Below are 15,623 nucleotides of genomic sequence, written 5' to 3'. Positions count from 1 at the left end.
TCTATTCGCGCCGCGTCGCCGCCCCCGGGCGGAGCTCACTCGCGCGAGAGCGCCACCGCGGGGTCGGCCGACGGTGCGGGGAGGGAGGCGAGCGCCTCGAGGAACGCGGTCGTCTCCTCCTCGGTGCCGGCGCTGACACGGAGGTGGTTCGGGATGCCGACGTCGCGGATGAGGACGCCGCGGGCGAGCAGGCCCTCGAACACGGCGGCCGGATCCGCGACATTGCCGAAGAGGACGAAGTTGCTGCCGGTCGCGTACGGGCGGTAGCCGAGGGCGCGCAGGCCGTCGATCATCCGGTCGCGCTGCACGATGATCTCGCCGACCATGGCGAGCATCTCGTCGGCGTGAGCGAGGGCGGCGGTCGCGGCGGCCTGGGTGAGGGCCGACAGGTGGTACGGGAGGCGGACGAGGCGGAGCGCGTCGATCACCGCGGGGTCGGCGGCGAGGTAGCCCAGGCGGACGCCGGCGAAGGCGAAGGCCTTGCTCATGGTGCGGGACACGAGCAGGCGCGGTCGCCCGGGGAGGAGGCTCAGCGCGGTGGGCGCGCCCCTGCCCGCGAACTCGGCGTACGCCTCGTCGACGACGACGATGCCGTCGGTCGCGTCGTAGACCGCCTCGATCACGGCGAGGTCGAGCGGCGTCCCGGTCGGGTTGTTCGGAGCGCAGAGGAAGACGATGTCGGGCCGGGCCCGGCGCACCTGCTCCGCGGCGTACTCGGCTCCGATCTCGAACTCCGCCTCGCGCGGAGCGGGGATCCACTCCGTTCCGCTCCCCGACGCGAGGATCGAGTACATCGAGTAGGTGGGCGCGAACCCCAGCAGCGAGCGCCCGGGACCGCCGAACGCCTGAAGGACGTGCTGGAGCACCTCGTTCGATCCGTTCGCAGCCCACACGCCGTCCGCGGTGAGCCCGTGACCGAGGTAGCCGGCGAGGGAGTCGCGCAGCTCTCGGAACTCGCGGTCGGGATACCGGTTGACGGTGCGCAGCGCCTCCGTGACCCGCCCGACGATGTCGGCGATCACGTCGTCCGGGACCGGGTGGGTGTTCTCGTTGACGTTGAGGGCGACGGGCACGACCGCCTGGGGTGCACCGTACGGGTGCCTGCCTCGGAGGTCGTCGCGGAGGGGCAGGTCATCGAGAGTCGTCACCAGGGAATGGTAGCGAAGCACCCGGCGCGGACGTCCGGGCAGCCCGGCTCAGCGAGCGGTGTCGTACTCGGCCGGGACCGCGAGGCGCTGCCCGGGCTCGACGCCCGCGCTCGAGAGCTGGTTGAGGGAGAGGATGTCGTCGACCACGTCGCGCGGGTCCGCCTGCGGGGCGAGCTCCTCGGCGAGCGACCAGAGCGACTCGCCCGCGTGGACGGTGACGTACTGGAACTCGACCGCAGCGGCGTCGCTCGACGCGACCGCTCCACCGCCGTTGAGCCCGAAGGCGAAGGCGCCCGCCACGATCGGCAGGGCCCCCAGAGCGGCCACCACGGCGCGGCCGCGACGCGTGAGGCGCAGACGGGTGCGAACGATCCGCGCTTCGCCGAACGCGCTCATCGGCTCGGGAGCGGACGGCAGGACCTCGACGGGCCGGGCCGCGGACGAGCGCTGGAGCGGGCGGGAGGTGAGCTGTGCGGTCATGGGATCGCTCCTTTCAACAGGGATTCGGGGAGGCCCTCGGCCGGGAGGGCCGCCCCGAACGCCTGTACCGAACATATCTTCGAACGACGGAGCGGTCAAGGGACCGTTCCGGCTGATCCGCGGGCGGACTCGCGCGCGACACACTCGAACGAATGTTCCGAGTCGGGAGTTCCGGCGGATACAGTTTCGAGAGCCTGGTCGTAGTAGAGCAGCGACCACCGACATTCCTTGTCGGGTCGCGACCGGGCGGGCGCGCACGCGGCGTGCGCACCGGGAAGAGGGAGCATCGTGAGCGACGCGCAGAGGGCCGGGACCCCGGCCGCCAAGACGAAGGCGGCCGCAGGCCGGCGCCGGAAGAGCCTGAGCGCCAAGCAGCTCGCGATCCTCGACGCGATCCAGCGCTCGGTGTCGAGCCGCGGCTACCCGCCGAGCATGCGCGAGATCGGCGACGCGGTCGGCCTCGCCTCGCTGTCGAGCGTCACCCACCAGCTCAACCAGCTCGAGCTCAGCGGCTACCTGCGCCGCGACCCGAACCGGCCCCGCGCCCTCGAGATCCTCATCGACGTCCCCAGCTCGACGGAGGACGACGGGTCGTTCGAGTCGACCGCGACGGTCGGCGACGCGGCGATGGTCCCTCTCGTCGGCCGCATCGCGGCGGGCGTGCCGATCATGGCCGACCAGCAGATCGACGAGGTGTTCCCGCTTCCCCGGCAGCTCGTCGGCAAGGGCGAGCTCTTCATGCTCAAGGTCGTCGGCGAGTCGATGATCGACGCCGCGATCTGCGACGGCGACTGGGTCGTGGTCCGCTCGCAGCGCACCGCCGAGAACGGCGAGATCGTAGCGGCCATGCTCGACGGCGAGGCCACCGTCAAGGTGCTGCGCCAGCGCGACGGCCACACCTGGCTGCTGCCCCGCAACTCCAACTTCGAGCCGATCCTCGGCGACGAGGCCGAGGTGCTCGGGAAGATCGTGGCGGTCCTCCGCTCGGTCTGACACCGGGCGTGCAGGAGGGGCCCGACCGGCGTGCAGCCGGCCGGGCCCCTCCTGCGTTCGACGGGCACCGGCGATCGGGGCGCGCGCCCCTCCGTCGCGGTCACGGGAAGGCGGAGGAGGGCCGCCGACACGAGATCGCCGAGCCCTCCGGCCGCCGGAGCGGGTCGATGGTGCGGGACGCCGCACCCCCTCCCGGATGCGCCGAGCGCCCGCCTCCCGGACGGGGAGACGGGCGCTCGGGTGGTGGCGATCAGGCCTGGACGGCCGCGCGCGGAACCGCGAACTCGGTGAGCGAGCCCGCCAGATCGGCGTGCACGAGGGCGACCACGTGGGTGCCGCCCTCGACGTACTGCGTCGACAGGATCCGGCCGCTGCGGTGCAGATGCGAGATCACGTCGCCCCGGTCGTACGGCACGAGCAGGTCGATCTCGACGTCCGGCTCGGGCAGGATCTCGGCGATCCGCGCCTCCAGCTCGTCGATGCCCTCGCCGCTGCGCGCCGACACGAAGACCGCGTCGGGAGCGAGACCGCGCAGCACCAGCCGCGTGCCCTCGTCCACCAGATCGGCCTTGTTGAAGGCGATGATCTCGGGGATGCTGCGGGCGCCCACCTCGCCGATCACGTCGCGCACGGTGGCGATCTGCCCAGCCGGATCGGGGTGGGAGGCGTCCACGACGTGGACGATCACATCGGAGTCCGCGACCTCCTCGAGCGTCGACCGGAAGGCCTCGACGAGCTGGTGCGGAAGCGCTCGCACGAAGCCGACCGTGTCGGCGAGCGTGTAGAGGCGCCCGTCCTTCGTCTGGGCCTTGCGGACGGTGGCGTCGAGGGTCGCGAAGAGCGAGTTCTCGACGAGGACGCCCGCGTGCGTCATCCGGTTCAGCAGGCTCGACTTGCCGGCGTTCGTGTACCCCGCGATCGCCACCGAGGGGACGGCGTTGCGCTTGCGGTTCGCGCGCTTGGCCTCGCGGGCGGGCTTCATCGCCGTGATCTGCTTGCGCAGGCGCGCCATGCGGGTGTGGATGCGGCGACGATCGAGCTCGATCTTCGTCTCACCCGGACCGCGCGAGCCCATTCCGGCTCCCGCGCCCACCTGGCCGCCGGCCTGGCGGGACATGGACTCGCCCCAGCCGCGCAGTCGCGGGAGCAGGTACTCGAGCTGCGCGAGCTCGACCTGCGCCTTGCCCTCACGGCTCTTCGCGTGCTGGCTGAAGATGTCGAGGATCACCGCGGTGCGGTCGATCACCTTGACCTTCACCACGTCCTCCAGCGCACGCCGCTGGCTCGGTGCGAGCTCGGTGTCGGCGACGACCGTGTCCGCGCCGAGGGCCGCGACGAGCCCCGCGAGCTCCTGGGCCTTGCCCTTGCCGAGGTAGGTGCTCGGATCGGGGTGCGGGCGGCGCTGGAGCAGGCCGTCGAGGACCGTCGCTCCCGCCGTCTCCGCGAGCGCGGCGAGCTCGTGCAACGAGTTCTCCGCGTCCTCCAGCGAGTTCTGCGAGTACACGCCGATGAGCACGACGTTCTCCAGGCGCAGCTGGCGGTACTCGACCTCGGTGACGTCCTCGAGCTCGGTCGAGAGGCCGGCGACGCGTCGCAGCGCCTGCCGGTCGTCGCGGTCGAACTGCTCGCCGTCGCTGTTCTCGCCCTCGTGGCCGGCGCTCTGCAGCGCCTGGGCTCCACCCGCGACGAAGCGCGAGTACCCCGCCGAACGCGACTGCGCGTTCGCCAGGACCCTCGAGACGACGTCCACGGCCTCGGTCGTGTCGGTCTCGTTCAGGTCTTCCGTCATCCGGATAACACTAACTCCTCAGGTCTTGATAGGTTCACTTCTCATGGCCGCCGAGCACTACTTCTCGAGTACTCCCGACGGCGACCTCCGGCCCCGCAGGATCCAGGCCCGCCTGGCCGGCCGCGACCTCGAGGTCACGACGGCAGGAGGGGTGTTCAGCCCCGGTCACGTCGATCTCGGCACACGCGTCCTGCTGGACGCGGTGCCCGACGCCCCCGCTGACGGGGACCTGCTGGACCTCGGCTGCGGCTGGGGCCCGATCGCCCTCGCGCTCGCCCTCGCCTCCCCCGACGCCCGGGTGTGGGCGGTCGACGTCAACCAGCGGGCGCTCGAGCTGGTCCGTCGCAACTGCGAGGAACTCGGCGTCCTCAATGTCAACGCCGTGCTGCCCGAGGATGTTCCCGACGACGTCCGCTTCCGCACCGTGTGGTCGAACCCGCCGATCCGCATCGGCAAGGAGGAGCTGCACCTCCTGCTCGAACGCTGGCTGCCGCGGCTCGAGGAGGGCGCGGACGCCTGGCTCGTCGTGCAGCGCAACCTCGGCTCCGACTCGCTCCAGACCTGGCTGGGCGCCGCGTTCGCCGGGCGGCTCGACGTGGAGCGCGTCTCCTCGGCGAAGGGCTTCCGCGTGCTGCGGACGACCCGCCTGGCCTGACCGGGTCCTCAGTCGATCCGGATCGTCCCGGTGAAGACGAGGTCGGCCGGGCCGGAGAGCCCGACGTGCTCGCCCTCCTCCGCCGCGAACATCGTCACGCCGAGCGTGCCGCCCGGGACCTCCACGCGCCAGGCCTGCGGAGCGCGCGCTCCCGCCCAGTAGCGCACCGCCAGTGCCGCCGCCGCGGCACCCGTGCCGCAGCTCAGGGTCTCGCCGCTGCCGCGCTCGTGCACGCGCATCCGGATCCGCCCGATCCCGTCGTGGACCAGGGGCTCGCCGGGAACCACGAACTCGACGTTCGCGCCGTCCTCGAGCTCCGGGTCGAGCTGCGGGATGTAGGAGAGGTCGGCGGAGTCGAGCTCCTCGTCGTTGCTGAGGGCGACGACCACGTGCGGATTGCCGAGGTCGATCCCGAGACCGGGGCGCGCGACCTTGAGCTCCTTCGCCCGCACCAGGGGCTCGCCGCCCGCCAGCTCCCAGCGGCCGAGGTCGACCTGGAACCCGGCACCGCTGCGGGTGACGTCGCGGACGCCGGCGCGGGTGCCGATCGGCAGGGTGTCGCCGGGCTCGAGCGCCGCGAGGCCGCCCGCGAGCAGGAACGCGGCGTAGACGCGGATGCCGTTGCCGCACATCTCGGCGATCGAGCCGTCGGCGTTGCGGTAGTCCATGAACCACTCCGCCTCGCTCTCCTCGGCCAGAGCCGCGGCGCCCTCCGGGATCGCGCGGGAGCGGACGGCACGGATGACGCCGTCGGCGCCGACGCCGAAGTGGCGGTCGCAGATCATCGCGATCTGCGCGGGCGAGAGGTCGACCTCACCGTCCGGGTCGCTGAAGAGCACGAAGTCGTTGCCGGTGCCCTGGCCCTTGGTGAAGTGCAGCTCGATCGTCATGGCGCACAGCCTAGCGAGGAGCGGGAGCGGCGGCCTGGGCGGCGGCGTGCGCCCGCGACACCAGGTCCGGCGCGTCGTACGGGAGCCGGTGGGCGCCGGCGTAGCGCCGGAACCAGCTGTTCTGCCGGCGTGCATAGCGGCGCGTGAGCGCCTGCGTGGCCGCGATCGCCTCGTCCTCGCGGAGGACTCCGGCACGCTGGGCGAGCGCCTGGGCGTACCCGATGGCCCGCCCGGCTGTGACGCCGCGCTCCAGGCCGAGGGGGACGAGCCGCTCGACCTCGTCGAGCATCCCGGCCGCCCACATCCGCTCCACCCGCCGGTCGAGGCGCTGCACCAGCTCCTCCCGCGGAGCCTCGAGGAACAGGATCGAGGCGGGGCGCCACGGAACCGGCTCGTCGGACATCAGCGCGCTGTGCGTGCTCCCGCCGGTGAGCTCCGCGATCTCGAGCGCGCGGACGATGCGCCGGGCGTTGTGCGGACCGATCCGCTCGGCCACTCCGGCGTCGATCCGGCGCAACCGCTCGACGAGGGTGCCCAGGCCCTCCCGCTCGGCGGTCTCCTCGAGCCGGCGCCGGACGGCCGGGTCGGTGCCCGCGAACGAGAACTCGAAGACGACGCTGGAGACGTACAGACCGGAGCCCCCGACGAGGATCGGCGTCGCCCCGCGCGCCAGCACGCTCTCGATCACGCGCCGCGCCTCGCTCTGGTAGCGGGCGACCGACGCCTCCTCCGTCACGTCGAGGACGTCGAGCAGGTGGTGCGGGACGCCCCGACGCTCGTCGGCGGGCAGCTTCGCGGTGCCGATGTCCATCCCGCGGTAGAGCTGCATCGCGTCGGCGTTCACGATCTCAGCGGCGCCGCCGTCCTGCCGGATCGCCTCGGCGAGCTCGAGCGAGAGGTCGGACTTGCCCGTGCCGGTCGCGCCGACGACCGCGATGAGCTCCGGCGCGGTATCGGGAGCTCCGGTCTCAGCGCTCGCCATCGAGGGCGTCGTAGATCGGCGTCGTCAGCGTGCCGGCGTCGCGCACGCGCAGCGACGGCAGGCCCAGCGAGACCCGGGGCGCCCCGCTCCCGCCCGGGGCGGCCGGAACTCCGCAGGACTCGGTCTGCGCCCGGTCCCAGGCGTCGCCCGCGCGGGTGCGGCGGATGCGGAGCGGCGCGCCGTCGGGCGAATCCGCCAGGAGGTAGAAGGGGGCGGCACGGGTGACCCGGACGGAGACCACGTCTCCGGGACGCGGCTGCTCGGAGCCCTCGGGCACGTCGAAGTGCACCAGACGGCTGTCCTCGGCGCGTCCGCTCAGCCGGTGCGTCTCCGTGTCGCGACGGCCCTCGCCGGTCGCGACGAGGACCTCGACCTCTCGGCCGACGACTGCGCGGTTCTCCTGCTCGCTGATCGCGTCCTGCAGGGCGACGAGCCGCTCGTAGCGCTCCTGGACGACCGCCTTGGGGATCTGGTCGGGCAGCGTCGCGGCCGGGGTGCCGGGCCGGATGGAGTACTGGAAGGTGAAGGCGGAGGCGAAGCGGGCCGCCTCGACCACCCGCAGGGTCTCCTGGAAGTCGGCCTCGGTCTCGCCGGGGAAGCCCACGATGATGTCGGTGCTGATCGCCGCGTGCGGGATGCGATCGCGGACCCGGTCGAGGATCCCGAGGAACTTCTCGGAGCGGTAGGAGCGGCGCATCGCCTTGAGGATGCGGTCGGAGCCGGACTGGAGCGGCATGTGCAACTGCGGCATCACCGCCGGCGTCTCGGCCATGGCGTCGATCACGTCGTCGGTGAAGGCCGCGGGATGGGGGCTCGTGAAGCGGATCCGCTCGAGCCCGTCGATGGTGCCCGCCGCGCGGAGCAGCTTCGAGAACGCCTGGCGGTCGCCGAACTCGACGCCGTAGGAGTTCACGTTCTGGCCGAGAAGGGTGACCTCGATCGCGCCGTCGTCCACGAGCGCCTGGATCTCGGCGAGCACGTCGCCGGGACGCCGGTCCTTCTCCTTGCCGCGGAGCGAGGGGACGATGCAGAAGGTGCAGGTGTTGTTGCAGCCGACCGAGATCGAGACCCAGCCGCTGTAGGTCGAGTCGCGCTTCGTGGGGAGCGTGGAGGGGAAGACATCGAGCGACTCGAGGATCTCGAGCTGCGCCTCGTCGTTGTGGCGGGCGCGCTCGAGCAGGCTCGGGAGGGCGCCCATGTTGTGCGTGCCGAAGACGACGTCGACCCACGGGGCGCGGTCGAGGATGACGTTCTTGTCCTTCTGCGCGAGGCAGCCGCCGACCGCGATCTGCATCCCCTCGTGGCGGCGCTTCACCGACGCGAGGTGGCCGAGGTTGCCGTAGAGCTTGTTGTCGGCGTTCTCGCGCACCGCGCAGGTGTTGATGACGACGACGTCGGCCTCGGCTCCATCGGCGGACACGTAGCCCGCCGCCTCGAGCGAACCGCTCAGCCGCTCGGAGTCGTGCACGTTCATCTGGCATCCGAACGTACGGACCTCGTAGGTCCTCGGCCGGGTCTCGGCGACGGGCGACGGGGCGGTACCGAGCGTGCTCATGGTGTGGGATTCTACGCTCCGGTCGGACCGCCTCGGCCCGCCGTGTCAGCGGAAGCGGACGCTCGACCCCGGCTTGCGGATCGTCTCGCGGACGACGCGCTGCACGAGTCCGCCGGCGTAGCCGCGGCGCGCGAGGAATCCCGTGAGCCGGCGCTCGGCGACCTCGTCGGAGAGCGAGCGCAGGCTCGGCAGGCGCTTGCGCGCGAGCTCGAGCGCCGTGCGGTACTCGTCGTCGCCGTCCAGCTCGTCGAGCGCTGACGCGATCGCCTCGGGGTCGATCTTCCGCGCGCGCAGCTCCTGCTGGATGGAGGAGCGGCCGAGCTTCTTGCGGTCGCGGAGCGAGACGACCAGCTGCTCCGCCATGCGGAGGTCGTCGAGGTAGCCGAAGCGCGTGAAGCGCTCGAGGATCTCGAGGGCGTCCTTCTCGGCGACGCCCTCCGTGTAGAGGCGCGCCTCGACCTCGGCGACCGAGAGGCTCTTGCGGGAGAGCCCCCGTACGATCCGATCCGCGACCTGCTCGGGATCGATCTCCTCCGGGATCGCGATCGCGTCGTCGTCGTCCTCGTCGTCCGCTTTCTCGACGAACGCCGGCGCGCGCCGGGTGACATGAGCCGAGAGCTCGGCGATCCGCTCGGAGGCCGGAGACGCGGCGCCCCCGACGGCGGAGCCTTCCGACCCGCCTGCGGCCACCCCGGCAGCACTGGTACGCGGCGTTCCGGCTCCGGACGGCTCCGGAAGCGACCCGGCCCCGTCGGCGTCCGGCGCCGCCGGAGCCCAGCCCTCGTCGCCCGCCGCACCCCGGTCGACCCAGGGCAGGAAGGCCACGGGGCGGCCCTTCGCCCCCTCCGCGGCCTTCTCCGCCACGGGCTAGGCGCCCTTGCGCACGGGCTGCTTGGTCTCGATCGCGACCGGCGCGGCCTCGACGGCCGCGTTCGGGTCGACGATCACGCCGAGCTTGACCAGGATGCGCTTCTCGATCTCGGCGGCCACATCGGGGTTGTCGATGAGGAACTGGCGCGCCTTCTCCTTGCCCTGGCCGAGCTGGTCGCCGTCGTAGGTGTACCAGGCGCCCGACTTGCGGACGATCTCGTGCTCGACACCGAAGTCGATCAGGCTGCCCTCGCGGGAGATGCCGACGCCGTAGAGGATGTCGAACTCGGCCTGCTTGAAGGGCGGGGCCATCTTGTTCTTCACGACCTTGACGCGGGTGCGGTTGCCGACCGCGTCGGTGCCGTCCTTCAGCGTCTCGATGCGGCGGATGTCGAGGCGGACCGACGCGTAGAACTTGAGCGCCTTGCCGCCCGCCGTGGTCTCGGGGCTTCCGAAGAAGACGCCGATCTTCTCGCGCAGCTGGTTGATGAAGATCATCGTGGTGTTCGTGGTGTTCAGTCCGCCGGTCAGCTTGCGCAGCGCCTGGGACATGAGGCGGGCCTGCAGGCCGACGTGGGAGTCGCCCATCTCGCCCTCGATCTCGGCACGCGGCACGAGGGCCGCGACGGAGTCGATCACGATGAGGTCGATCGAGCCCGAGCGCACGAGCATGTCGGCGATCTCGAGCGCCTGCTCTCCGGTGTCGGGCTGCGACACGAGGAGGGAGTCGATGTCGACGCCGAGCTTCTTGGCGTACTCGGGGTCGAGCGCGTGCTCCGCGTCGATGAAGGCGGCGATGCCGCCGTTGCGCTGCGCGTTCGCGATCGCGTGCAGCGTGAGGGTGGTCTTTCCGGAGGACTCGGGGCCGTAGATCTCGACGATGCGGCCACGCGGGAGCCCGCCGATCCCGAGCGCGACGTCGAGCGCGATCGAACCGGTCTGGATCACCTCGACGGGAGCGCGGTCGTCGCTTCCGAGGCGCATGACGGCGCCCTTGCCGAACTGGCGGTCGATCTGGGCGAGTGCGGTCTCGAGGGACTTCTCGCGGTCGGAGGAACTGGGCATGGCCGTCTCGCTCTCGTGTTCGTGGTGGTGTCGCCTACAGGCTGTCGCGACATGCCGGTGGCTGTCGGAGTGACAGTGCCGGCCGGCTGCGACAAGGCGGTGAAGCAGGTCCGTTCAGGTGTCTCCGACGGTACGCCCGACCACCGACATCGGGGCCGAGCGAGAGCGACTCCGTGGAGACGGGGCCGTTCCTGCTTCTGTGGAGGAGCCTAGACCCGTTCGAACACGGATTCGAGCACGAGCCGTCGGCGTGTCGAACACGGCTTCGGCGACGGGAGCGTCAGCGGTGGCGCTTCCGCGGATCCACGCCGTGCCACCGGGCCTCCGGGACGTCGTTGGCGCGGCAGAGGGCGAGCCAGACCTCGCGCGGCTCCGCTCCGTCCGCGAGGGCGCGCTCGGCGGTGCGGCCCCCGAGCTCGGTCAGCACGAGGTCCGAGACCAGGACACGGGCATAGGCGCCGCCGAACTCGTCGTCCACCAGCTGCCGGAACTCGCTCAAGCGCATGCGTCCACGGTAGCCGCTGCCCGGAGGCCGCACTCCCCCGGGAACGCCGAAGGGCGCCCGGCCGGAGCCTGGGCGCCCTTCGCGTGGAACGGGTGCGGTGAGTGGAGGGGACGGGGGCCGACTACTGCGTGACGAGGTCCGCGTCGAAGCCGGCGACCATGTCGGCCGGAATGGTGTCGGGGATGGTGTCGATGCCCTCGATGACGGCGAGACGATCGCCGACCTCGCGCATGATCACCGAGATCGGGGTGTCGAGGGCGTCGGCGACAGAGGCGAGGATCTCCGAGGAGGCCTCCTTCTGACCGCGTTCGACCTCGCTCAGGTAGCCGAGCGCAACGCTCGCCTTGCTCGCCACCTGACGGAGCGTACGACCTTTCTGCAGGCGAAAGTCCCTGAGGACATCGCCGATCTCCTGACGAACTAGAACCACTGGACCCTCCTTCTCCACGTCAACCGCATGTCGTGCACCTGCACCGCGAGCACGAGCGCCGGAGATTCTCCGGAGCGGGTGATCGGGGGGCTGGGACGAGAGAACCGGATAGCTGTTCACTACCCGGTTCGTATGGTGTCGACTCTAATACCGGATGACTGGACTTTGCGTGTGAGCGACACCAGTTGTAACCGGGCCGCAATGCGGCGCATTCCGATTCCCGGAGGGCCCTCGCTGGGTATCCGCCTCATGCGCCGCGGGAGATCAGCTCCGCGCCGAGGGCGAGAGCCGCGTCGACCGAGGCGGCGCGGATCGCGGCGCGGTCGCCGTCGAACCGGTGCTCACGGACGAGCTCGTCCTCGCCGAGGACGGCCGCCACGAAGACGGTGCCGACGGCCGCATCCCCCTGCGGATCCGGACCGGCGACCCCCGTCGTCGCCAGGCCGAGCGTCGGACGCCCGTCGGCTGCGAGCCGCGAGGACGCTCCGCGCGCCATCTGCACGGCGACTCCGGGATCGACGGGCCCCCGCTCGCCGAGGACGCGCGCGTCGACCCCGAGGAGCCGGTCCTTGAGGTCGGTGGCATAGCTCACCACTCCCCCGCGGTACACGGCGGAGGCGCCGGGCACCTCCACGAGGGCGGAGCTGAGCGCGCCGCCGGTGAGCGACTCCGCGACGGCGAGGTCGACACCCCGCCGCCGGAGCTCGGCGATCAGCTGCGCGGCCGTCACCGCGTCGACCGGGCGGCCCGGCTCTGGCGGGCGGCGTCGGCGAGGTAGTCGATCCCGGTGGCGACCGTGAGCACCACCGCGGCCGTCATCGTGATCCCGTTCAGCCAGTGGACCCACTCGCCGAGGACGGCCCAGAGCGGCAGCAGAGCGAGGGAGATCGCGATCGACTGCACGATCGTCTTGAGCTTGCCGCCCCGTGACGCCGGGATCACCCGGTCCGAGAGCACGGCCATCCGGAAGACGGTGATGCCGATCTCGCGCACCAGGATGACGATCGTCACCCACCACGGCAGCTCCGCGAGGATCGAGAGCCCGACGAGCGCCGCACCGGTCAGCACCTTGTCGGCGATCGGATCCAGGAGCTTGCCGAGATCGGTCACGAGGCCCCGGCTCCGGGCGATGTGCCCGTCGATGCCGTCCGTGGCGATCGCGACGATGAAGAGGAGCGCCGCGGCGATCCGGATCCCGCCGTCCTGCCCCCCGTCGGCCAGCAGGAGCCAGAAGAAGACGGGCGCCAGCAGGATCCGGACGACCGTGATCGCGTTCGGCAGGTTCCAGTTGCCCGACGCGGCCGGAGCCGGTGCGGTGGGGTGGGTCATCGTGCTCCGCCGTTCCTCGCAGTGCGGGCGACCGGGACGGTCACTCGCGTCCCGTCAGCGTCCAGGCGTCCTCGCCGGACCCCTCGTCGTCGTCGTGGTAGTCGGTGGCGGCGGGCCCCGTCGGCTCGGCCAGCGGATCCGCGTACGGGTCCGGGGCGACCGAGGACGGCGCGGCCGGCCCCTCGCCCGGGTCCTCGCCGCGCATGCGCGCGAGGACGCCCGGCAGCTGCTCGGCGGTGACCAGCACGTCGCGGGCCTTCGACCCCTCGGAGGGGCCGACGACCTCGCGCGACTCGAGCAGGTCCATCAGTCGGCCGGCCTTGGCGAAGCCGACGCGGAGCTTGCGCTGCAGCATCGAGGTCGAGCCGAACTGCGTGCTGACGACGAGCTCGGCCGCCGCGACCAGCAGCTCGAGGTCGTCCCCGATGTCGGAGTCGATCTCCTTGCGCTGCGCCTGCACGGTGATGTCCTGGCGGTACTCGGGCTGCGCCTGACGGGTGACGTGCTCGACGACCTTCGCGATCTCGTCCTCGCGGACCCAGGCGCCCTGCACGCGCATCGGCTTGTTGGTGCCCATGGGGAGGAAGAGGCCGTCGCCCTGCCCGATGAGCTTGTCGGCTCCCGGCTGGTCGAGGATGACCCGCGAGTCGGTCACGCTGGTCACCGCGAAGGCGAGGCGGCTGGGCACGTTCGCCTTGATGAGGCCGGTCACCACGTCGACGCTCGGCCGCTGCGTGGCCAGCACGAGGTGGATGCCCGAGGCGCGCGCGAGCTGGGTGATCCGCACGATCGAGTCCTCGACGTCGCGCGGGGCGACCATCATCAGGTCGGCGAGCTCGTCGACCACCACGAGGAGGTACGGGTACGGCTTGAGGACGCGGCTGCTGCCCGCCGGGAGCTTGATCTCGTCCGCGCGGACGGCCGCGTTGAAGTCGTCGATGTGACGGAACCCGAACGACGCCAGGTCGTCGTAGCGCATGTCCATCTCCTTCACGACCCACTGCAGCGCCTCGGCGGCCTTCTTGGGGTTCGTGATGATCGGAGTGATCAGGTGCGGCACTCCGCCGTAGATGGTGAGCTCCACGCGCTTGGGGTCGATCAGGACCATCCGCACGTCCTGCGGGCGCGCGCGCATCAGCAGGCTCGTGATCATCGAGTTGACGAAGCTGGACTTGCCGGAGCCGGTGGAGCCGGCGACCAGGAGGTGCGGCATCTTGGCGAGGTTCGCCACGACGTAGCCGCCCTCGACGTCCTTGCCGACGCCGATGGTCATCGGGTGCGTGGACGTCGTCGAGGCCGGCGAGCGGAGGACGTCGCCCAGGGAGACGATCTCGCGGTCCGTGTTGGGGATCTCGACGCCGATCGCGCTCTTGCCCGGGATCGGGGAGAGGATCCGGACCTCGTTGCTGGCGACGGCGTAGGACAGGTTCTTGCTGAGCGCGGTGACGCGCTCGACCTTGACGCCGGGGCCGAGCTCGATCTCGTAGCGGGTGACGGTCGGGCCGCGGGAGAAGCCGGTGACCGTCGCGTCCACGTTGAACTGCTGCAGCACCTCGGTGATGGCGCGGACCATCTCGTCGTTGGCCGCCGAGCGCGCCTTGGAGGGCGTGCCCGTCGAGAGGGCGGCCGCCGAGGGGAGGCGGTACGGCGCGTCGTCCTCGAACGAGGAGTCGAACCCGGCGGTCGGGTCCTCCTCGGCGAGGGGCGCGATCGGGCCGGTCTCGATGACGGGCGGGACCGGGACGGCGGGCGCCACGTCGAGGCGGTCGAGCCGGATGACCTCGGTCGCGTCGTCGTCGACCACGCCGGTCGCGCCGCGGGGAGCGCCCGTCTGCTCGAAGCGGGCGAGCGCCGCCTCGGCGGTCTCGGCCTCGGCCAGCACCTCGGTGGCGTAGGAGCGGGTCGGCGGGTGGGCCTCGTCGTCGCGCTCCTCGAGCGCGGTGTCGAAGCCCTTCGCGCGGCCGCGGGCGGGCGCGGCGCCCTCGAGCACCTCGGTGAAGGAGTCGATCGGGAGCTCGGTCTGCACGGTCGGCTCGTCCTCGCGCCCGGACTCGGTGCGCCGCCACCAGGGCAGCTCTCCGCCGTCCTGCTGCGCGTCCTCCTCCTGCTCGGCCTCCGCCTTCGCCGCGGCCTTGGCGGCGGCCCGCTCGGCCTTGAGGCGGGCGCGCTCCTCGTCGTCGAGCACGGGGGCGCCGAAGAGGTAGCCGTAGAGCTCCCGCGAGCGCGCGCCGATGCGGTTCGGCGGGGTCTTGGTGATGATGAACAGCGACAGCAGGATCACGAGCGACAGCAGCACGGTCGCGCCGGGGACGGTGGCGATCGCCGCGAGCGGGGCGCCCACCAGCCAGCCGAGGACGCCTCCCGCGGCCGCCATGGTCTCGATTCCCTGGCCGGGCTGCGGCAGGCCGAGGTGCGCGTGGCAGATGCCGGCGGAGGCGACGAGCAGCGTGATGACGCCCACGCCGATCCGCCCGTTGTCGTCGACGGACCGGGGGTGCCGGAAGAGCCAGAGGGAGAAGAGGAGAAGGACGACCGGCAGCACGTAGGCGACACGGCCGAAGAAGCCGCCGAAGCTCCACGCGTCGAGCACCAGGGCGACCGGGTCGGTCGCGAGGAACCACTCGACCACCGCGCCCGCGACGGCCAGCAGCAGCAGCAGGAAGGGGACGCCGTCGCGGCGCTCCTCCTTCGCCAGCCGCTCGGGACCGAGGGCGCGGGCGGCGCCGCCCGCGAGGTGGGCCAGCGCCATCCAGAGCCGCACGGCGGGGTTGGTGCGCGGGGCGGACTCGAAGGCCACCGTCTTCGTTTCAGCGGCCGCCTTGCCCGAGCCCCGGCCGGATCGCGGCGCGCCGGAGCGCGGAGTCGCGCTGCCGCGCCCGCGCGAGGTCGTCTTGGTACTGGTCGCCATGAGGCCACCGTACCCGCCGCCCCC

15 protein-coding genes are annotated in these 15,623 nt (G+C 72.0%); 2 read left to right on the top strand and 13 right to left on the bottom strand.

Annotated elements, in window-relative coordinates; all coding sequences use genetic code 11:
• Window positions 1-35 precede the first annotated feature (35 nt).
• Complete coding sequence (locus tag C5C57_RS06670) at window positions 36-1,151, bottom strand: histidinol-phosphate transaminase (protein WP_104268769.1); 1,116 nt, start codon at window positions 1,149-1,151, stop codon at window positions 36-38.
• Window positions 1,152-1,196: 45 nt separating this feature from the next.
• Window positions 1,197-1,628: a LysM peptidoglycan-binding domain-containing protein gene (locus tag C5C57_RS06665; protein WP_308470716.1), complete on the bottom strand. Its 432-nt coding sequence runs from the start codon at window positions 1,626-1,628 to the stop codon at window positions 1,197-1,199.
• A gap of 288 nt (window positions 1,629-1,916) precedes the next feature.
• On the opposite strand from C5C57_RS06665, the gene lexA reads away from it, so the two are divergent.
• The gene (gene lexA / locus C5C57_RS06660; RefSeq protein ID WP_104224482.1) at window positions 1,917-2,621 is read left to right on the top strand and encodes a transcriptional repressor LexA; all 705 of its coding nucleotides are present in this window, start codon (window positions 1,917-1,919) and stop codon (window positions 2,619-2,621) included.
• A 250-nt stretch (window positions 2,622-2,871) separates the two neighbouring features.
• On the opposite strand, the gene hflX is transcribed toward lexA, so the two are convergent.
• Window positions 2,872-4,410, bottom strand: coding sequence for a GTPase HflX (gene hflX, locus C5C57_RS06655; RefSeq protein WP_104224481.1), 1,539 nt, complete (start codon window positions 4,408-4,410; stop codon window positions 2,872-2,874).
• Window positions 4,411-4,453: 43 nt separating this feature from the next.
• Here hflX and C5C57_RS06650 point away from each other — a divergent pair, with 43 nt between their 5' ends.
• Window positions 4,454-5,065: a class I SAM-dependent methyltransferase gene (locus C5C57_RS06650; protein ID WP_104224480.1), complete on the top strand. Its 612-nt coding sequence runs from the start codon at window positions 4,454-4,456 to the stop codon at window positions 5,063-5,065.
• Window positions 5,066-5,073: 8 nt separating this feature from the next.
• Here the strand turns inward: C5C57_RS06650 and dapF are convergent, their stop codons facing one another.
• From dapF to C5C57_RS06600, 10 genes are all read right to left on the bottom strand, one after another.
• Window positions 5,074-5,955 carry a diaminopimelate epimerase gene (dapF, locus tag C5C57_RS06645; RefSeq protein ID WP_104250184.1) on the bottom strand — a complete coding sequence of 294 codons (882 nt, stop codon included), beginning with the start codon at window positions 5,953-5,955 and terminating at the stop codon, window positions 5,074-5,076.
• A gap of 10 nt (window positions 5,956-5,965) precedes the next feature.
• Window positions 5,966-6,937, bottom strand: coding sequence for a tRNA (adenosine(37)-N6)-dimethylallyltransferase MiaA (gene miaA / locus C5C57_RS06640; RefSeq protein WP_104297446.1), 972 nt, complete (start codon window positions 6,935-6,937; stop codon window positions 5,966-5,968).
• Window positions 6,924-8,492 carry a tRNA (N6-isopentenyl adenosine(37)-C2)-methylthiotransferase MiaB gene (gene miaB, locus C5C57_RS06635; RefSeq protein ID WP_104297445.1) on the bottom strand — a complete coding sequence of 523 codons (1,569 nt, stop codon included), beginning with the start codon at window positions 8,490-8,492 and terminating at the stop codon, window positions 6,924-6,926. The genes miaA and miaB overlap by 14 nt, the downstream gene beginning before the upstream one ends.
• Before the next feature lie 45 nt (window positions 8,493-8,537).
• Window positions 8,538-9,356: a regulatory protein RecX gene (locus tag C5C57_RS06630; protein WP_104297444.1), complete on the bottom strand. Its 819-nt coding sequence runs from the start codon at window positions 9,354-9,356 to the stop codon at window positions 8,538-8,540.
• Between the two features lie 3 nt (window positions 9,357-9,359).
• A complete protein-coding gene (gene recA, locus C5C57_RS06625) occupies window positions 9,360-10,427 on the bottom strand; it encodes a recombinase RecA (RefSeq protein ID WP_104224475.1) in 1,068 nt (355 codons plus the stop codon).
• A gap of 280 nt (window positions 10,428-10,707) precedes the next feature.
• Complete coding sequence (locus C5C57_RS06620; RefSeq protein ID WP_104224474.1) at window positions 10,708-10,932, bottom strand: DUF3046 domain-containing protein; 225 nt, start codon at window positions 10,930-10,932, stop codon at window positions 10,708-10,710.
• A gap of 121 nt (window positions 10,933-11,053) precedes the next feature.
• Entirely contained in the window at window positions 11,054-11,362 is a 309-nt protein-coding gene (locus tag C5C57_RS06615; RefSeq protein ID WP_068207524.1) for a helix-turn-helix domain-containing protein, read from the bottom strand.
• A gap of 247 nt (window positions 11,363-11,609) precedes the next feature.
• A complete protein-coding gene (locus C5C57_RS06610; protein ID WP_104224473.1) occupies window positions 11,610-12,092 on the bottom strand; it encodes a CinA family protein in 483 nt (160 codons plus the stop codon).
• The gene (gene pgsA, locus C5C57_RS06605; RefSeq protein ID WP_104226303.1) at window positions 12,089-12,691 is read right to left on the bottom strand and encodes a CDP-diacylglycerol--glycerol-3-phosphate 3-phosphatidyltransferase; all 603 of its coding nucleotides are present in this window, start codon (window positions 12,689-12,691) and stop codon (window positions 12,089-12,091) included. The genes C5C57_RS06610 and pgsA overlap by 4 nt, the downstream gene beginning before the upstream one ends.
• Window positions 12,692-12,731: 40 nt before the next feature.
• Window positions 12,732-15,599, bottom strand: coding sequence for a DNA translocase FtsK (locus tag C5C57_RS06600; protein WP_104247915.1), 2,868 nt, complete (start codon window positions 15,597-15,599; stop codon window positions 12,732-12,734).
• Between the last annotated feature and the right edge of the window lie 24 nt (window positions 15,600-15,623).

Origin of the sequence: Rathayibacter sp. AY1C5 (genome assembly GCF_002931705.1) — a bacterium.
Taxonomy (GTDB): domain Bacteria; phylum Actinomycetota; class Actinomycetes; order Actinomycetales; family Microbacteriaceae; genus Rathayibacter.
This window is presented reverse-complemented; position numbering and strand designations above follow the sequence as displayed.